Here is a 14,527-nt window from a genome sequence, read left to right as displayed (position 1 = left end):
GGCGTGGGGCTTTGATCCAGCACGCACTGTAGCCGCACGGCATTCGCTAGGCTCGGCCCATGACCTCCACCCTCTACGACCCCATTCGCCTCGGCGACATCGCCCTCGACAGCCGCATCGTGATGGCGCCCCTGACCCGCAACCGTGCCGGCGCCGGCCAGGTGCCCACCGAGCTGATGGCGCAGTACTACCGGCAGCGCGCCAATCCCGAGACCGGGGCCGGACTCATCGTCACCGAGGCCAGCCAGATCAGCCCCATGGGCCAGGGATACCTCGACACCCCGGGGATCCATTCGCCCGAGCAGGTGGCCGGCTGGAAGCGGGTGACCGAAGCGGTGCATGGCGAGGGCGGCCGCATCGTCATCCAGCTCTGGCACGTGGGCCGCATCTCGCACAGCTCGCTGCTGCCGGGCGGCGCGGCGCCGGTGTCGTCGACCAGCCGCGCGGCCAAGACCCGAACGTTCATTCAGGGCGGCTTCTTCCCCGTCTCCGAGCCGCGCGCCCTGCGCACCGACGAGATCCCCGCTCTCATCGCCGACTACCGTCGCGCCGCCGGCCTGGCGATGCAGGCGGGCTTCGACGGCGTCGAGCTGCACGCGGCCAACGGCTACCTGATCGAGCAGTTCCTGCGCGACAGCGTCAACGACCGAACTGACGACTACGGCGGCTCGATCGACAACCGCACCCGGCTGCTGACCGAAGTGCTCGAGGCCATCACGGCGGAAGTGGGCGGCGGCCGCACCGGTGTGCGCCTGTCGCCCATCACCCCGAGCAACGATGCGGGCCAGGACAGCGATGCGCAGGCGCTGTACGGCCGCGCCGTGGAACGCTTCGCGCCCCTCGGCCTGGCCTATGTGCACGTGGTCGAGGGCGCCACCGGCGGCGCGCGCGACCTGCAGGCGCAAGGCGTCCCGCCCTTCGACTACGTTGCTCTGCGTCGCAAATTCCCCGGCGCCTGGATGGTCAACAACGGCTACGACCGCGCGATGGCCGAAGCGACGGTCTCTGGCGGCCGCGCCGATCTGGTCGCCTTCGGCAAACCTTTCATCGCCAACCCCGACCTCGCCCGCCGGCTGCGCCAGGGCGCCCCCCTGAACGCCCCCGACACCGCCACCTTCTATGGCGGCGACCACCGCGGCTACACCGACTACGCCGCCTTGACCGAAGCCTGACGCCGCCTTTTCCCGGAGCGCGCGCAGCGCCGCTCCCTACCAGGGCGTGCGCGGATCCGGCTCTGCCGGTCCGCTGCGCGAGCCCCCTTGGGGGGCAGGCCCCGGAAGGGGCCGTGGGGGCCCTACTACGGCACCCGCAGCAGCCACCCCGGCTGCAACTGGTCGGTATCGCCCAGCAGCGGCTGGTTGGCGGCACGCAGCTGCTGGGCGCGGTTGGCATCGCGGTAGGCGTCGTAGGCGATGGCGGCCAGCGTCTCGCCAGGTTGAACGAAGCGCCAGCGGGAGACATCGGATGGCATCAGCACCGTCATGCGATCCTCGACGGCAGCGACACCGTGCACGTTGCCGCAGCACAGAACGATGCGCTCGCGCACATCCTGGCTCTCGGCGCAGCCGGACAGCAGCAGCACTCCCCGCCCGGCCTCGTAGAGCGCCTCGAAGCGCTCGGCGCGCAGGCCCAGGCGCATGACATGGGCCTCGATGGCCGGCCCGAGGGTCGCATCGCCTGGTGCATCGCCGCCTTCGTTGGCGGCCGGGGCCAGCAGTTGCGTGCCGGCCTCGCGATCGAAACTGATCCAGCTCACGGCTGTGGGCTCCCTCTGTTGTCGTTGTGAGCACGGACGAGGGTACTTCAAGTTAGGGGGGCAACTGTTCACCCTCGGTCAACACTTGTATGGATTCGATGACAGCTCCTGAGCTTTCAAGACGGATTCAGGCGTCCAGTGCGGACATGGCAGGACCAGTTGGCGCGACGAAATCAAATGCTGCGGCGAAAGCATTCGTTGGGCTGCCGGGCGTGTCGACCGAACATCGCTCCATGCCCGACTCCCTGCCCGCCCTCGACGCTCCTGCCTTTCGCATCGCCGCGCTGGCCGGCAGCCCGTCGGCCCGGTCGCGCTCCACGGCGCTGCTGCGCGAAGCCTTGCTGGCGCTGCGGCCGGCGGGCGTGCCGCAGGCCGAGATCAGCCTGCGGGACCTGCCGGCCGCCGCGATGCTGCATGGCGACGCCCAGGACCCGGCGGTGGCACGCGCGCTGGCGCAGGTCCGGGCCGCCGAGCTGGTGCTGATCGCCACCCCCATCTACAAGGCCGCCTACAGCGGCGTGCTGAAGCTGTTCATCGACCTGCTGCCGCCTGACGCCCTGCGCGGCAAGCGGGTGCTGCCCCTGGCCACCGGCGGCAGCGTGGCGCATCTGCTGGCGGTCGACTACGCCTTGCGGCCGGTGCTGGCCACGCTCGGCGCACGCGAGATCCTCGACACCGTCTATGCGACGGACGCGCAGTTCGAGACCGATCAGCACGGCGCTTGGCGGGTCGACGCGGCCGTCAGGGAGCGCGTCCGGCGCGCCCTGTCCAACAGCCTCGACGCAGCGGCCTCGGCGCCGCCGCCTCGCCGACCCGCTCTGGTCGACCGCAGCGGCGCCGCGACCGCGGCGTGTTGACGGCCGCAGTCCTCATCCCATCGATCTTCTTCAGGGTGGCTCCTGAGCCCCGCTTCGTCCGCCTGGCGCGGCGAGGAAGGGTTTCGACCCGCGCCTTGGCGCGGGTCTCTTTCTTCACTTCGACCACGACCATGACCTACGACCTTGCTGCTCGATCGACCCGCCGCCATTGGCTCGCGAGGGTCGCTGCCGTGGCGACGCTGGGCGCGCCCCTGGGCGGGCTGCAGGCACAGACCGCCGCGGCGCCGCTACGCATCGGCTACCAGAAGTCCGCCAGCCTGCTGGCGCTGCAGAAGTCCCAGGGCACGCTGGAAAGGCGCCTGTCTGGCCTGGGCGTGAGCGTGCGATGGGTGGAATTCCCGGCCGGCCCGCAGCTGCTCGAGGGCCTGAACGTCGGCGCGGTCGACATCGGCTTCGTCGGCGAAGCGCCGCCCATCTTCGCGCAGGCCGCCGGCGCGAACTTCGTCTACGTCGGCCACGATCCGGCGGCGCCCGAGTCCGAGGCGATCGTCGTGCCCAGGGACTCGGCGTTGAAGTCCGTTGCCGAGCTCAAGGGCAAGAAGGTGGCGCTGAACAAGGGCTCCAACGTGCACTACCTGCTGGTTCGTGCGCTGGAGAAGGCCGGCCTGAAGTACGGCGATGTCCAGCCGGTGTTCCTGCCGCCGGCCGATGCGCGTGCCGCCTTCGAGCGTGGCGCCGTCGATGCCTGGGTGATCTGGGATCCCTTCCTGGCCGCGGTGCAGAAGCAGACCGGTGCACGCATCCTGGCCGACGGCCGGGGCGTCGTGAACAACTACGCCTACTACCTGGCGGAGCGCACCTATGCAGAGCGCTACCCGCAGGTCATCGAGGCCCTGTTCGAGGACACGGTGGAACGCGGCCGATGGCTGAAGGACAACCTGAAGCAGGCCGCCGCGCTCATCGCGCCCCTGCAGGGGCTGGATCTGGAGGTGGTGGAGCTCAGCCTGAAGCGCCATCCGCTCGGCGTGACACCGCTGAGCCCCGCGGTGGTGGCCGAGCAGCAAAAGATCGCCGACCTCTTCGCCGAGCTGAAGCTCATCCCGCAGCCGATCCAGGTGGCCCAGCTGGTGTGGAAGCCGGCGGCGGCCGGTCGCGTCGCCGCTCGCTGAGCCTTGAATGGAGGGCATCCCGAAATGAAGATCTTCTGGTTCATCCCGACCCACGGCGACAGCCGCTACCTGGGCACGGCCCACGGCGCGCGGGTGGCCGATTTCAGCTACTTCAAGCAGGTGGCGGTGGCCGCCGATTCGCTCGGCTACGAAGGCGTGTTGATCCCTACCGGCCGCTCTTGCGAGGACCCGTGGACGGTCGCCTCGAGCCTGATCGATGCGACGCGGCGGCTGAAGTTTCTCGTCGCCTTGCGGCCCGGGCTGATCACGCCCAGCCAGTACGCCCGCATCGCGGCCACCTTCGACCGGCTCTCTGGCGGCCGCCTGCTGATCAACCTCGTGACGGGGGGTGATGCGAACGAGCTGGCCGGGGACGGCCAGTTCCTGCCGCATGCCGAGCGCTATGCCGAGGCCGCCGAGTTCATGACCATCTGGCGCGAGATCATGGCGCGCAGCCACACCGGCGAGGCACTCGATTTCGATGGCAGGCACCTGAAGGTGCAGGGCGCCAGGCTGCTCTACCCGCCGCTGCAGAGGCCCTATCCGCCGCTTTACTTCGGCGGCTCCTCGCCCGAGGCGCACGAGCTCGCGGCGCAGCAGCTGGACCACTACCTCACCTGGGGCGAGCCACCGGCGGCCGTGCGCGAGAAGGTGGCCGACATCCGCCAGCGCGCCGCCCGGTACGGCCGGACGCTGGGCTTCGGCATCCGCCTGCACGTGATCGTGCGTGAGACCGAGGACGAGGCCTGGCGCGCGGCAGCGGAGCTGATCTCGCACCTCGACGAGGAGACGGTCGCCCGCGCCCAGGCCACGTTCTCGCGGATGGACTCCGAAGGACAGCGTCGCATGGCCGCGCTGCATGGCGGACGCTTCGACAAGGCCGACGTGCGGCGCGGGCTCGAGGTGTCGCCCAACCTGTGGGCCGGCGTCGGGCTGGTCCGCGGGGGCGCGGGCACCGCGCTGGTGGGCAACCCCGAGCAGGTCGCCGCGCGCCTGCAGGAGTACGCCGACCTGGGGCTTGAGCACTTCATCCTCTCCGGCTACCCGCACCTGGACGAGGCCTACCGCTTCGCCGAACTCGTCTTCCCGCGGCTGCCCCTGCAGACGCAGGAGCGCCTCGTGGCGCCCAGGCTTTCGGGGCCCTTCGGCGAGATCGTGGCGAACACGCACGTACCGGCCGCCGATGCCTCACCGGCGCTGGCGCGCGCGGCCAGCTGAGGACTTGCGATGAACGATCGCCGACGGCTCCCGTCGCGCGCCTTGCCGTGGGCCGTGCCGCTGCTGATCCTGCTGGCCTGGGAGGCGGCTTCGGCCCGCGGATGGCTTTCGAGCCGCGTGCTGCCCGAGCCGCGGGCGGTGCTGATGGCTTTCGGCTCGTTGCTGGCCTCGGGCGAGCTGGCACACCACGCGTTCGTGAGCACGGCCCGCGCCCTCGCCGGGCTGGCGCTGGGCGGCACGGCGGGCCTGTTGCTCGGCCTGCTGTGCGGCAGCTTCCGGCCGGCCGAGACGCTGCTGGATTCCAGCCTGCAGATGCTGCGCAACATCCCGGCGCTGGCCTTGATCCCGCTCGTGATCCTGTGGTTCGGCATCGACGAGGGCGCCAAGCTCTTCCTCGTCTCGGTGGGCGTGTTCTTCCCGATCTACCTCAACACCTTCCACGGTATCCGCTCGGTCGATGCGGGCCTGATCGAGATGGCGCGCAGCTACGGGCTGTCGGGCTGGCAGCTTTACCGGCAGGTCATCCTGCCCGGCGCGCTGCCTTCGATCCTCGTGGGCCTGCGCTTCTCGCTGGGCCTGATGTGGGTGCTGCTCATCGTGGCCGAGACGATCTCGGCCCAGGCGGGCATCGGCTACCTGACGATGAACGCACGCGAATTCCTGCAGACCGACGTGGTGCTCGTGGGAATCATCCTGTACGCGCTGCTGGGCAAGCTGGCCGACGTGGTGGCACGCGGGCTGGAAAGCTGGTGCCTGCGCTGGCACCCCGGCTACCAGCGCGCGGCCTGATGGGAACAAGCTGGGGGATGCGCCGCATACACAGTTCCGAGTTCGACCTGGCGCCCTGGGGCCCCATGGCTTCGCTGCACGAATGGCTGGGGCCGGCGCCCGCTGACGAACGCGCGCCGCCAGCAGCCCGGGTGGTGGCGCGGCAGGCGAGCGATCCGGCGGGGCTGGCCGTGAGCGTCAGCCGGCTGTCCAAGCGCTACGGCGAGCGGCAGGTCCTGCGCGACGTCGACCTGACCATCGCGCCGGGCGAGTTCGTCGCCATCGTCGGCCGCAGCGGCTGCGGCAAGTCCACCTTGCTGCGCCAACTGGCAGGCCTCGAATCGGCCGATGGCGGCGACCTGATGCTGGATGGCCGCCCGGTGGAAAAGGCGCGCGGCGAACTTCGCATCATGTACCAGGACGCCCGGCTGCTGCCGTGGAAGCGCGTGCTCGAAAACGTCGCCCTCGGGCTGACGGGCCACAACGCACGTGCCCTGGCGCACGAGGCGCTGGCGCAGGTCGGCCTGGTCGAGCGCGGGTTCGACTGGCCGTCGGTGCTCTCCGGCGGCCAGCGCCAGCGCGTGGCCCTTGCGCGTGCGCTGGTGCATCGGCCACGGCTGCTGCTGCTCGACGAACCGCTGGGGGCGCTCGATGCCCTGACCCGTATCGAGATGCAGCAGCTGATCGAGCGCTTGTGGCAGCGCCATCGCTTCACCGCGCTGCTGGTCACGCACGATGTGTCGGAGGCGGTGGCGCTGGCCGATCGGGTGGTGCTCATCGAGGAGCAGCGAGTCGCCTTCGACGAGCGCGTGTCGCTGCCCCGCCCGCGTTCGCGGGGTGCGGCGGGATTCGCCACGCTGGAGGACCGCGTGCTGCGCCGCGTCCTTCGGCAGCCCCCCGCGATCGAGGAACGGCCGCCGCCCGAACCCCTGCCGCCGGGGTTACGCTTCGCGATCTGAGCTACGGATCCCGAAGCGAACGATGTTCCGCCAACTCTTCGACCCTGTTTCCTCGACCTACACCTACCTGCTGGCCTGCGACCGCAGCCGCGAAGCGGTGCTGATCGATCCGGTGATGGAGCAGCGCGAGCGTGACCTGGCCCTGCTGGGCGAGTTGCGCCTGGCGCCGCGGTGGCTGCTCGACACCCACGTCCACGCCGACCACGTCACCTCGGTGTCGAAGTTGAAGCAGGCGCTGCCGCCGGGTGCGCAGCCGACGATAGGCGTGGGCCTGGCCTGCGAAGCCGACGGCTACGAATACCCGCTGATCGACGGCGAGCGGCTGGTCTTCGGCGACGAGCACCTGGAGGTCATCGCCACGCCCGGCCACACGCCGGGCAGCATGAGCTTCCTCTGGCGCGACAGGATCTTCACCGGCGACGCGCTGCTGATCGGCGGCTGCGGCCGCACCGACTTCCAGGGCGGCGACCCGGGCCAGCTCTACGACGCCATCACGCAGCGCCTGTTCACCCTGCCCGGCGAGACGCTCGTCTATCCCGGTCACGACTACCGCGGCCGCCGCGTGTCCTGCATCGCCGAAGAACGCGAGACCAACCCGCGCCTGGCCGGCAAGACGCGGGAGGAGTTCGTCGTGCTGATGGGGGCGCTGAACCTGCCGAGGCCCAAGCTCATCGACATCGCGGTGCCGGCGAACAAGCAGGCCGGCGCGATCATCCAGGGCTAGCGCTCGAGGCCAGCTGCGCCAAGGCCAGCGCCGCCGCCTTTCGCACTTCAGGATCCGCATCGCGCCGCGCGCGGCCCAGCGCCTGGGCCGCCGCGGCATCGCCGATGCTGCCCAGTGCCAGGGCCGCCTCCTTGCGCAGGTTGGCCGCGGGATGTTCCAGGGCTTCGCAAAGAGCGGGCACGGCGGGGCGGGCGGCGAGCTTGCCGAGCGAGCGGGCGGCGCGCAGGCGCACCTGCCAGTGCGTGTCGGCCAGCGAGGCGATGAGCGCCTCGCCCGACGAGGCCACCGCCAGCTTGCCGAGCACGGTGGCGACCTCCTCGCGCACATTCCAATCGGCATCCCGCAGCGCGCGTTCCAGCGCCGTCGCCGCCCAGGCGCGTTCGCTGGCCGATTCGGCGGCGCCCAGCGCTCCGGCCGCGGCGCGCCGCACCTCGGCCGAAGTGTCGGCCGCCACCAGCTCGGCGATGCTCACCAGCGCAGGCCGGTGCTTGAGCCAGGCCAGCACGCCGACCGCCTCGCGACGCACGCGCGCATCCGGATCGGCCAGCGCGGTTTCGGCCGCGGCGGCGGCACCGGGCCAACGCAGCTCGCGCAGGGCGCGCAGGGCGGAGGCTCGAACGAAGGCGTCGGGATCGGCCGCCGACGGCAGGAGCACGGGGGCCAGGGCCGCCTCCTGCAGCGCGGCCAGGCTGATGGCCGCCGCTTCGCGCACACCGGCATCGGCATCTCGAAGCGTGCGGCACAGGCCGGCCACGGCTTCGGCATCGGCCCAGCCGGACAAGGCCTCGGCGGCCGCGCGGCGGACCTCGCTTTCCACGTCGTCGAGGCCGCGCGTCAGCCAGGGCAGGGCGGCCGGCTCCTCGGCCTCGGCCAGGGCGAGCAGCGACAGCCGCCGCACCTCCGCGTCCGGGTCGCCGGCACTGCGCCGGGCGTGGTGGGCCAGCACCGCGTTGTCGAGAAAGCCGTCGGGGTCGGGCAGGGGGCGGGCCAGGATTTCCGGGGTCGTCATGGGCGGGCAAGTTCGAAAGGGTCGGTGGCGCCGGGCTGGGGCGAGGACAGCATGCACAGGCAATGGCGCTTCAGCGCGTTGAAGGCCGGCTCGGTGGCGATCTCCGGCGGACGGGGCCGGGGCAGCTCGACCGGAACCTCGGACACGATGCGGCCGGGTCGCGTGCCCATCACGACGATCCGGTCGGCCAGGTACAGCGCCTCGTCGACGTCGTGGGTGACGAAGACGGTGGTCGCGCGCTGGCGCGCCCAGAGCTCGAGCAGCAGAGCCTGCATGCGGGCCCGGGTGAGGGCATCGAGCGCGCCGAAGGGCTCGTCCATCAGCAGCACCCGCGGGTCGTTGAGCAGCACGCGAGCGAGCTCGGCGCGCTGCTGCATGCCGCCCGACAACTCGAAGGGGAAGCGCCTGTCGAAGCCCTGCAGTCCGACCTGCGCCAGCATGGCGTGGGCGGCGGCCTCGCGGCCGGCGCGGTCGAGGCCCTGCATCTTCAAGCCGAAGGCGACGTTGCCCAGCACGCTCTTCCACGGGAACAGCGTGGGCTGCTGGAACACCAGGCCGCGGCGTGGGTCGGGCCCGGTGATGGGCGCGCCGTCCAGCATCAGCGTGCCCGCGGCGGGCGTCAGGTGACCGGCCAGCGCGGCGAGCAGGGTCGACTTGCCGCAGCCCGAAGGCCCGAGCAGGCACACGAACTCGCCCGGCTCGATGCGCAGCGACAGCTCTCGCACCGCCTCGGTCTGCTGTTCGCCTTCGCCCACACGCAGCGTCAGGCGCTCCGCCACCAGCCGGCCTGCCAGCGAGCCGCTCATCGCCGCTCCTTCAGCGGCCGGTGCCACGGCATCGCGCGGCGGCCGGCGGCCCGCAGCAGCGCACTGCTGCCCATGCCCAGCACGCCGATCAGCAGCATGCCGACGATGATGTTGGCGTAGTTCTGCACCGTGTACGACTCCCAGGTGTAGTAGCCGATGCCGAACTGGCCCGAGATCATCTCGGCGCTGACGAGGCAGAACCAGCAGGTGCCCATGCCGATCGCCAGGCCGGTGACGATGCTCGGCGCCGCGGCGGGCAGCACCACCTCGGCGAACAGGCGCCAGCCGCGGCAGCCGAGGCTGCGGGCCGAAGCCAGCAGGCGCGCATCCACGCCCTCGACACCGTGGATGGTGGCCAGCAGGATGGGGAACAGCGCACCGACGCCGGTGATGAACACCATGCTGCCTTCGGACGACGGGAACATCAGCACCGCGAGCGGGATCCAGGCGACGGCCGGGATGGGCCGCAGCACCTCCAGCGGCGGCAGCAGCGTGTGGCGTGCCCAGGCCGAGCGGCCTATCACCAGGCCCAGGCCCACGCCGATGAGCGCCGCGAGCCCGAAGCCCCAGCCGATGCGCTGCAGGCTGCTGGAAAGGTGCCGCACGAGCTTGGGCGAATGCATCAGCTCGCCGGCGGCGTGGGCCACTTCGATCGGCGTGGGCACGTTCTCGAAGGTGACCACGCCCAGATGCCATTTCTCGGCAGCGGCCACATGCCACAGCACGAGGCACAAGGCGATGGACACGAGCGCAGACCAGGCGGGATTCGCCTTGCGCACTTCGCGAGACGGGGCACGCGGCGCTGCGACCGCACCCCCTGCGTGACCGCCGAGCGGAACGGAGCGGGGGGGCGCCATCAGCGCTGCGGCATCGACGGTGTCGGGGGGGCTCATGGGTGCCTCCGGGCAGGGTCGCTAGCGGATGGCCACGAGCGCTGAGTTGCGCAAGGCCGCGTAGTCGTAGAAGCGACCCTTGTTGGCCGCGGCGTAGGCGGTGGCGGCGTCCTTCTGCAGGAAGGCGCTGAGCTGGCCCGCGGCGTCGCTGGCGTAGTAGGCGAGCGGTGCCAGCAGCTTGATGCCGTGGATCAGGTCGTGCACGTAGACGGCGCGCGCCGTCTTGCCGGCCGCCTCCTGCTTCCTGAGCTCGGCCACGGCCGCCTCGATCCCGGCGTAGTGCCGAACCTTGGCCTCGCCCTGCAGCCAGAAGCCGGCCAGCCGGCGCGTGTCGGCAATCGGCTTGCCGCTGCCCGCATCGACCAGCCTGGGCGCCGGGTGCGAAGGCGCGCCCTTGAGCTGCGCTTCGTAGTTCAGCCCGGCCTGCTGGTACGCGGCGCGGATGTAGCGCTCGTCGATCACGCCCTCGGCGGCGATGTCGGTCTCGTGGCGGCGCAGCAGCTTCAGCGTGTCGAGCGAGGTCTGCAGCGCCTGGCGGTACGCGGGGCGGAAGGCGAAGTCGCGCGACTGCAGCCCCAGCGGGCCGTGGAAGAGGTAGTTCACCGGCGCTTCGACGCCGGTCACCTTCTCGATCAGCTCGCTGTACTTCTCCGGCTCGGCGCTCATCAGCCGCTCGGCCTCGATCGCCGCGCGCAGGAAGGCGGTGACGATCTCCGGATACTTCTGCGCGTAGGCGGTGTTGACCAGACTGCCGTGGTAGGTGGGCGTGCCGGCCTGCGCGCCGTCGTAGATCTTGCGGGCCACGCCGCGGTAGGGGAAGAGCTCGGCGAAGGGCACGAAGTCGGCGTGCGCCTCGATCTTGTTCGCCTGCAGTGCCGGCCCGGCCACCTCGGGCGGCTGGGCGATGATGGTCACGTCCTTCTCGGGGTCCCAGCCCTGCGACTTGACGGCGCGCAGCAGCATGCCGTGGGCCGTGGAAGCGAAGGGCACGCTGATCGTGCGGCCCTTGAGCTCCGCCAGCGAGGTGATGGCCGAGTCCCTGGGCACGACGATGCCGTTGCCCGAGCCCAGGGTGCTGCCGGACAGCACGCTGATGAACACGCTCTTCTTGCCGGCCTTCTGGAAGGCCGCGATGTTGGCCGAGCCGGGGAAGTCGGCCATGGAGCCCATGTCCAGCTTGTCGGCCAGCATCTCGTTGGTCAGCGGCGCGCCGGAGCTGAAGTTCTTCCAGACGATGTTGTACTCCACGTCCTTGTACTTGCCATCGCGCGGCAGGTACTTCTCGAGCAGGCCGAGTTCGCGGATCAGCAGGCCGCCGGTCGCGCAGTTGATGGTCGTGTCCTGGGTGCCGATCGCGACGCGGATGGTGGTCTCGGCGGCGAAGGCGGAGGCGGCGCCGGCCAGGGGCAGGGCGGCCAAGCCGCGGAGGAAGGTGATGCGCTTCATGAAATGGCGTGTCAGTTCAACGCAGAAGGTAGGGAATGTCGACGTGGACGGCCCCGGTCGGGCAGTCCTTCTCGCAGGGCAGGCAGTACCAGCACTCGTCGTACTTCATCTCCGCCTTGCGGGTGACCGGGTTGACCGCCAGCACGTCGAGCGGGCAGACGTCTATGCAGACGGTGCAGCCCTTGTCCGCGATGCACTTGTCGGCGTCGACGATGACGGGCAATCGGGTGGGGGTGAAGGCAATGGTCATGCAACGGCCTCGGGGGTGGGAGACGAGATGCGAAGCTGCTGGTACGCCCGGCGCTGCGGGTCGTCCATGGGCACCACGTAGGGCTCGACCGGGCGCTTGAACGAGCGCCACCCGACCTCGGGATTCGACGGGTCGTCCTTGATCAGCTGGGCGTGGACGAACCAGTTGGCGTCGTCACGTTCGGGGTAATCGACCCGGGCGTGGTAAAGCCCCCAGCGGCTCTCGGTGCGGAACAGCGACGCCCGCGCCGCCATCTCGGCACAGTCGCGGATGGCGTGCACCTCCATCGCCCGCATCAGCTCGTGCGGGTCGCGGGCCGAGAGCTGCGCCAGGTCGTCGCGGATCGTCTCGAAGCGCGCGAGGCCGATCTCCATGCGCCGCGTGATCTTGGGCGGCTGCAGGTAGTCGTTGACCAGGCGGCGCAGCTTGTATTCGACCTGGCCCGGCGGCAGGCCCTCGCCGCGCTGCAGCGGCGCCGACACGCGCGCGAGTTCGCGCTGCAGCTGATCGGCGGGCACCTCGGGCAGCGAGTGGCTCGCGCACCACGCGGCCGCGCTCTCGCCGGCGAACTGGCCGTAGACGAAGGCGCCGAGCATGTAGTTGTGCGGCACGGCCGCCAGGTCGCCCGCCGCATGCAGCCCGGGCACGCTGGTGCGCGCATGCTCGTCCACCCACACGCCCGAAGCCGAATGGCCGCTGCACAGGCCTATCTCGGAGATGTGCATCTCGACCATGTCGTGCCGGTAGTCGGTGCCGCGGCCGGCGTGGAAGCGGCCGCGGCTGGGCCGCTCGTTGGTGTGCAGGATGTGCTCTATGGTCGAGATGGTTTCCTCGGCCAGGTGGTCGAGCTTGAGGAAGACCGGGCCCTTGCCGCCCTGCAGCTCCTGCCAGAACTCCCACATCATCTGGCCGCTCCAGTAGTCGCTCTCGATGAAGCGCTGGCCCTGGGCGTTGGTGGTGTAGCCGCCGAAGGGGCCGGTGACGTAGGCGCAGGCCGGGCCGTTGTAATCCTTGATCAGCGGGTTGATCTGGAAGCACTCGATGTTCGACAGCTCGGCCCCGGCGTGCAGGGCCATCGCGTGGCCGTCGCCGGCGTTGGTGGGGTTCTCGTAAGTGCCGAAGAGGTAGCCCGAGGCGGGCAAGCCCAGGCGGCCGGCGGCACCGGTGGCCAGCACGACGGCTTTGGCGCGCACGACGTGGAACTCGCCGGTGCGGCAGTCGAAGGCGAAGGTGCCGGCGATGGCGCCGTTGTCTCCCACGATCAGCCGCGTGGCGACGAGGCGGTGGGTGATCTCGACGCGGGTGCGCTTCAGCTGCCGGTACAGCACCTTCTTCACGTCGTGGCCCTGCGGCATCGGCAGCACGTAGGTGCCCATGTGGTGGACCTTGCGAACGGCGTAGTCGCCGGTTTCGTCCTTCTCGAAGCGCACGCCCCAGCGGTCCAGCTCCTCGATCATCGGGAAGCTGTTCTTCGCATAGGCCAGCAGCGTCGCCTGGTTGACGATGCCGTCGTTGGCGGCGGTGATCTCCCGCACGTACTGCTCGGGCGTGGCGTGGCCGGGGATGACGGCGTTGTTCAGGCCGTCCATGCCCATCGAGATGGCGCCGCTGCGCTTGACGTTGGCCTTGTCCAGCAGCAGCACCTCGAGGGCCGGGTGGGCCTGCTTGGCCTTGATGGCGGCCATCGGGCCGGCAGTGCCGCCGCCGATGACCAGCACGTCGACGATGCGTTCGACGATGTTCATGCCATTCCCTTCAGGTGTCGGTTCAGCCGCAGGCGCCAGCGGTAGCGGTCGGCGCGGCAGTACAAGGTTTCCCAGTCGATGGGGCGGCCGGACGCGGTGTGGGTGAGTCGCTCTATGCGAAGCAGCGCTTCACCCGGCCCGACACCGAGCTCGTCGGCGACCTCCGCTTCGGCGGCCACGGCATCGATCGACAGGTCCGCATGGCCTAGCGTGATGCCGAGGTCCTGCTCGAGCATGACGAAGACGTCGCGGCGCACCAGGTCGCCGCGGGCGATGAGTTCGCCTTGTGCGGCAGGCAGCCAGGTGAGGTCCAGCGAAAGCGGCACGCCGTCGACCAGGCGCACCCGGCGCAGGTACACGACACGCTCGCCGAGTGCGAGGCCCAGTCGCTGCGCGATCGTGGCATCGGCGCTTTCGTGCCGCACAGCGAGCACGCGATTGCGGATCTCGTGTCCCTGCGGCGCCATCGCCTCGGCCAGGCCCTGCAGCCGAGTCAGGTCCTGGCTGGGCCTTTCGGGCGCCACGAAGGAGCCCTTGCCCGCCACCTTGACGATCAGGCCCTGCTGCTCCAGCGTCTGCAGCGCCTGGCGCACGGTGATGCGCGAGACGCCATAACGCTGCATCAGCTGGGACTCGGAATCGAGCCGCTGCCGGGGCGCGAAGACACCGCGAGTGATCTGGCTGCGCAGGTCCTCGCGGATCTGGGTGTGCAGCGGCACCGGGTTGTCGCGCGCCGAGGCGCCGAGCGTACCGGCGCCGCGAGCGGAGGGCGAGTCGTCGTTGGCTGAGTCGGTCAGCAGGGTCATCGAAGCGGCAGCCCGCGAGGACTGTCAGGACTGGTGATGACCATGCTTCGCAACCCCTGTGCCATGCGAAAACCCGCCCTTTCCGCGGGCCGGCTGCCGCGAATGGGACAGCGATGCCTGTGAAGCTGTCCCGAGACCGGCGGAGCTGGGCGAAACGCGG

At 70.6% G+C, this 14,527-nt stretch carries 15 protein-coding genes; 7 read left to right on the top strand and 8 right to left on the bottom strand.

The features are described 5' to 3' along the window. Positions 1-59 precede the first annotated feature (59 nt). Complete coding sequence (locus ACS5PM_RS09540; protein ID WP_439387373.1) at positions 60-1,172, top strand: alkene reductase; 1,113 nt, start codon at positions 60-62, stop codon at positions 1,170-1,172. Between the two features lie 125 nt (positions 1,173-1,297). Here the strand turns inward: ACS5PM_RS09540 and ACS5PM_RS09535 are convergent, their stop codons facing one another. Continuing rightward, the gene (locus ACS5PM_RS09535; protein ID WP_439387372.1) at positions 1,298-1,756 is read right to left on the bottom strand and encodes a BON domain-containing protein; all 459 of its coding nucleotides are present in this window, start codon (positions 1,754-1,756) and stop codon (positions 1,298-1,300) included. A 233-nt stretch (positions 1,757-1,989) separates the two neighbouring features. Between ACS5PM_RS09535 and ssuE the strand changes: the two genes are divergently transcribed. From ssuE to ACS5PM_RS09505, 6 genes are all read left to right on the top strand, one after another. After that, positions 1,990-2,613, top strand: a complete 624-nt coding sequence (ssuE, locus tag ACS5PM_RS09530) for an NADPH-dependent FMN reductase (RefSeq protein ID WP_439387371.1) — start codon at positions 1,990-1,992, stop codon at positions 2,611-2,613. Positions 2,614-2,744: 131 nt separating this feature from the next. Next, complete coding sequence (locus ACS5PM_RS09525) at positions 2,745-3,743, top strand: sulfonate ABC transporter substrate-binding protein (protein ID WP_439387370.1); 999 nt, start codon at positions 2,745-2,747, stop codon at positions 3,741-3,743. A gap of 24 nt (positions 3,744-3,767) precedes the next feature. Continuing rightward, positions 3,768-4,961 (top strand): FMNH2-dependent alkanesulfonate monooxygenase, encoded by a 1,194-nt coding sequence (gene ssuD / locus ACS5PM_RS09520; protein ID WP_439387369.1) that lies wholly within the window; start codon positions 3,768-3,770, stop codon positions 4,959-4,961. A gap of 9 nt (positions 4,962-4,970) precedes the next feature. Then, a complete protein-coding gene (gene ssuC / locus ACS5PM_RS09515) occupies positions 4,971-5,750 on the top strand; it encodes an aliphatic sulfonate ABC transporter permease SsuC (protein ID WP_439387368.1) in 780 nt (259 codons plus the stop codon). Positions 5,751-5,767: 17 nt separating this feature from the next. Continuing rightward, positions 5,768-6,688 carry an ATP-binding cassette domain-containing protein gene (locus ACS5PM_RS09510; RefSeq protein ID WP_439387367.1) on the top strand — a complete coding sequence of 307 codons (921 nt, stop codon included), beginning with the start codon at positions 5,768-5,770 and terminating at the stop codon, positions 6,686-6,688. Positions 6,689-6,710: 22 nt separating this feature from the next. After that, positions 6,711-7,412, top strand: coding sequence for an MBL fold metallo-hydrolase (locus tag ACS5PM_RS09505; RefSeq protein ID WP_439387366.1), 702 nt, complete (start codon positions 6,711-6,713; stop codon positions 7,410-7,412). Here the strand turns inward: ACS5PM_RS09505 and ACS5PM_RS09500 are convergent. The 7 genes from ACS5PM_RS09500 to ACS5PM_RS09470 are packed head-to-tail and all read right to left on the bottom strand — an operon-like array spanning position 7,399 to position 14,367. Next, positions 7,399-8,421 (bottom strand): HEAT repeat domain-containing protein, encoded by a 1,023-nt coding sequence (locus tag ACS5PM_RS09500; RefSeq protein WP_439387365.1) that lies wholly within the window; start codon positions 8,419-8,421, stop codon positions 7,399-7,401. The genes ACS5PM_RS09505 and ACS5PM_RS09500 overlap by 14 nt on opposite strands. After that, entirely contained in the window at positions 8,418-9,227 is an 810-nt protein-coding gene (locus ACS5PM_RS09495; protein ID WP_439387364.1) for an ABC transporter ATP-binding protein, read from the bottom strand. Before ACS5PM_RS09495 ends, ACS5PM_RS09500 begins: the two co-directional genes overlap by 4 nt. Next, a complete protein-coding gene (locus tag ACS5PM_RS09490) occupies positions 9,224-10,084 on the bottom strand; it encodes an ABC transporter permease (RefSeq protein WP_439387771.1) in 861 nt (286 codons plus the stop codon). The genes ACS5PM_RS09495 and ACS5PM_RS09490 overlap by 4 nt, the downstream gene beginning before the upstream one ends. A 57-nt stretch (positions 10,085-10,141) precedes the next feature. Beyond that, positions 10,142-11,566, bottom strand: a complete 1,425-nt coding sequence (locus ACS5PM_RS09485; RefSeq protein ID WP_439387363.1) for an ABC transporter substrate-binding protein — start codon at positions 11,564-11,566, stop codon at positions 10,142-10,144. A 16-nt stretch (positions 11,567-11,582) separates the two neighbouring features. Continuing rightward, on the bottom strand, positions 11,583-11,816 hold the full coding sequence (locus tag ACS5PM_RS09480; protein WP_439387362.1) for a 4Fe-4S dicluster domain-containing protein: 234 nt from the start codon (positions 11,814-11,816) through the stop codon (positions 11,583-11,585). After that, complete coding sequence (locus tag ACS5PM_RS09475) at positions 11,813-13,561, bottom strand: fumarate reductase/succinate dehydrogenase flavoprotein subunit (RefSeq protein WP_439387361.1); 1,749 nt, start codon at positions 13,559-13,561, stop codon at positions 11,813-11,815. The genes ACS5PM_RS09480 and ACS5PM_RS09475 overlap by 4 nt, the downstream gene beginning before the upstream one ends. Then, a complete protein-coding gene (locus tag ACS5PM_RS09470; protein ID WP_439387360.1) occupies positions 13,558-14,367 on the bottom strand; it encodes a GntR family transcriptional regulator in 810 nt (269 codons plus the stop codon). The genes ACS5PM_RS09475 and ACS5PM_RS09470 overlap by 4 nt, the downstream gene beginning before the upstream one ends. Positions 14,368-14,527: the final 160 nt, after the last annotated feature.

Source organism: Ideonella flava, from assembly GCF_051857595.1.
Classification (GTDB): domain Bacteria; phylum Pseudomonadota; class Gammaproteobacteria; order Burkholderiales; family Burkholderiaceae_C; genus Ideonella.
This window is presented reverse-complemented; position numbering and strand designations above follow the sequence as displayed.

Bases quoted from the DNA above. Each gene is read 5' to 3' on its own strand.
- ACS5PM_RS09540 (WP_439387373.1), top strand. From the start codon at position 60: ATGACCTCCACCCTCTACGACCCCATTCGCCTCGGCGACATCGCCCTC.
- ACS5PM_RS09525 (WP_439387370.1), top strand. From the start codon at position 2,745: ATGACCTACGACCTTGCTGCTCGATCGACCCGCCGCCATTGGCTCGCG.
- ACS5PM_RS09500 (WP_439387365.1), bottom strand. From the start codon at position 8,421: ATGACGACCCCGGAAATCCTGGCCCGCCCCCTGCCCGACCCCGACGGC.
- ACS5PM_RS09475 (WP_439387361.1), bottom strand. From the start codon at position 13,561: ATGAACATCGTCGAACGCATCGTCGACGTGCTGGTCATCGGCGGCGGC.
- ACS5PM_RS09495 (WP_439387364.1), bottom strand. From the start codon at position 9,227: ATGAGCGGCTCGCTGGCAGGCCGGCTGGTGGCGGAGCGCCTGACGCTG.
- ACS5PM_RS09480 (WP_439387362.1), bottom strand. From the start codon at position 11,816: ATGACCATTGCCTTCACCCCCACCCGATTGCCCGTCATCGTCGACGCC.
- ssuE (WP_439387371.1), top strand. From the start codon at position 1,990: ATGCCCGACTCCCTGCCCGCCCTCGACGCTCCTGCCTTTCGCATCGCC.
- ACS5PM_RS09505 (WP_439387366.1), top strand. From the start codon at position 6,711: ATGTTCCGCCAACTCTTCGACCCTGTTTCCTCGACCTACACCTACCTG.
- ACS5PM_RS09490 (WP_439387771.1), bottom strand. From the start codon at position 10,084: ATGGCGCCCCCCCGCTCCGTTCCGCTCGGCGGTCACGCAGGGGGTGCG.
- ACS5PM_RS09510 (WP_439387367.1), top strand. From the start codon at position 5,768: ATGCGCCGCATACACAGTTCCGAGTTCGACCTGGCGCCCTGGGGCCCC.
- ACS5PM_RS09470 (WP_439387360.1), bottom strand. From the start codon at position 14,367: ATGACCCTGCTGACCGACTCAGCCAACGACGACTCGCCCTCCGCTCGC.
- ACS5PM_RS09485 (WP_439387363.1), bottom strand. From the start codon at position 11,566: ATGAAGCGCATCACCTTCCTCCGCGGCTTGGCCGCCCTGCCCCTGGCC.
- ssuC (WP_439387368.1), top strand. From the start codon at position 4,971: ATGAACGATCGCCGACGGCTCCCGTCGCGCGCCTTGCCGTGGGCCGTG.
- ssuD (WP_439387369.1), top strand. From the start codon at position 3,768: ATGAAGATCTTCTGGTTCATCCCGACCCACGGCGACAGCCGCTACCTG.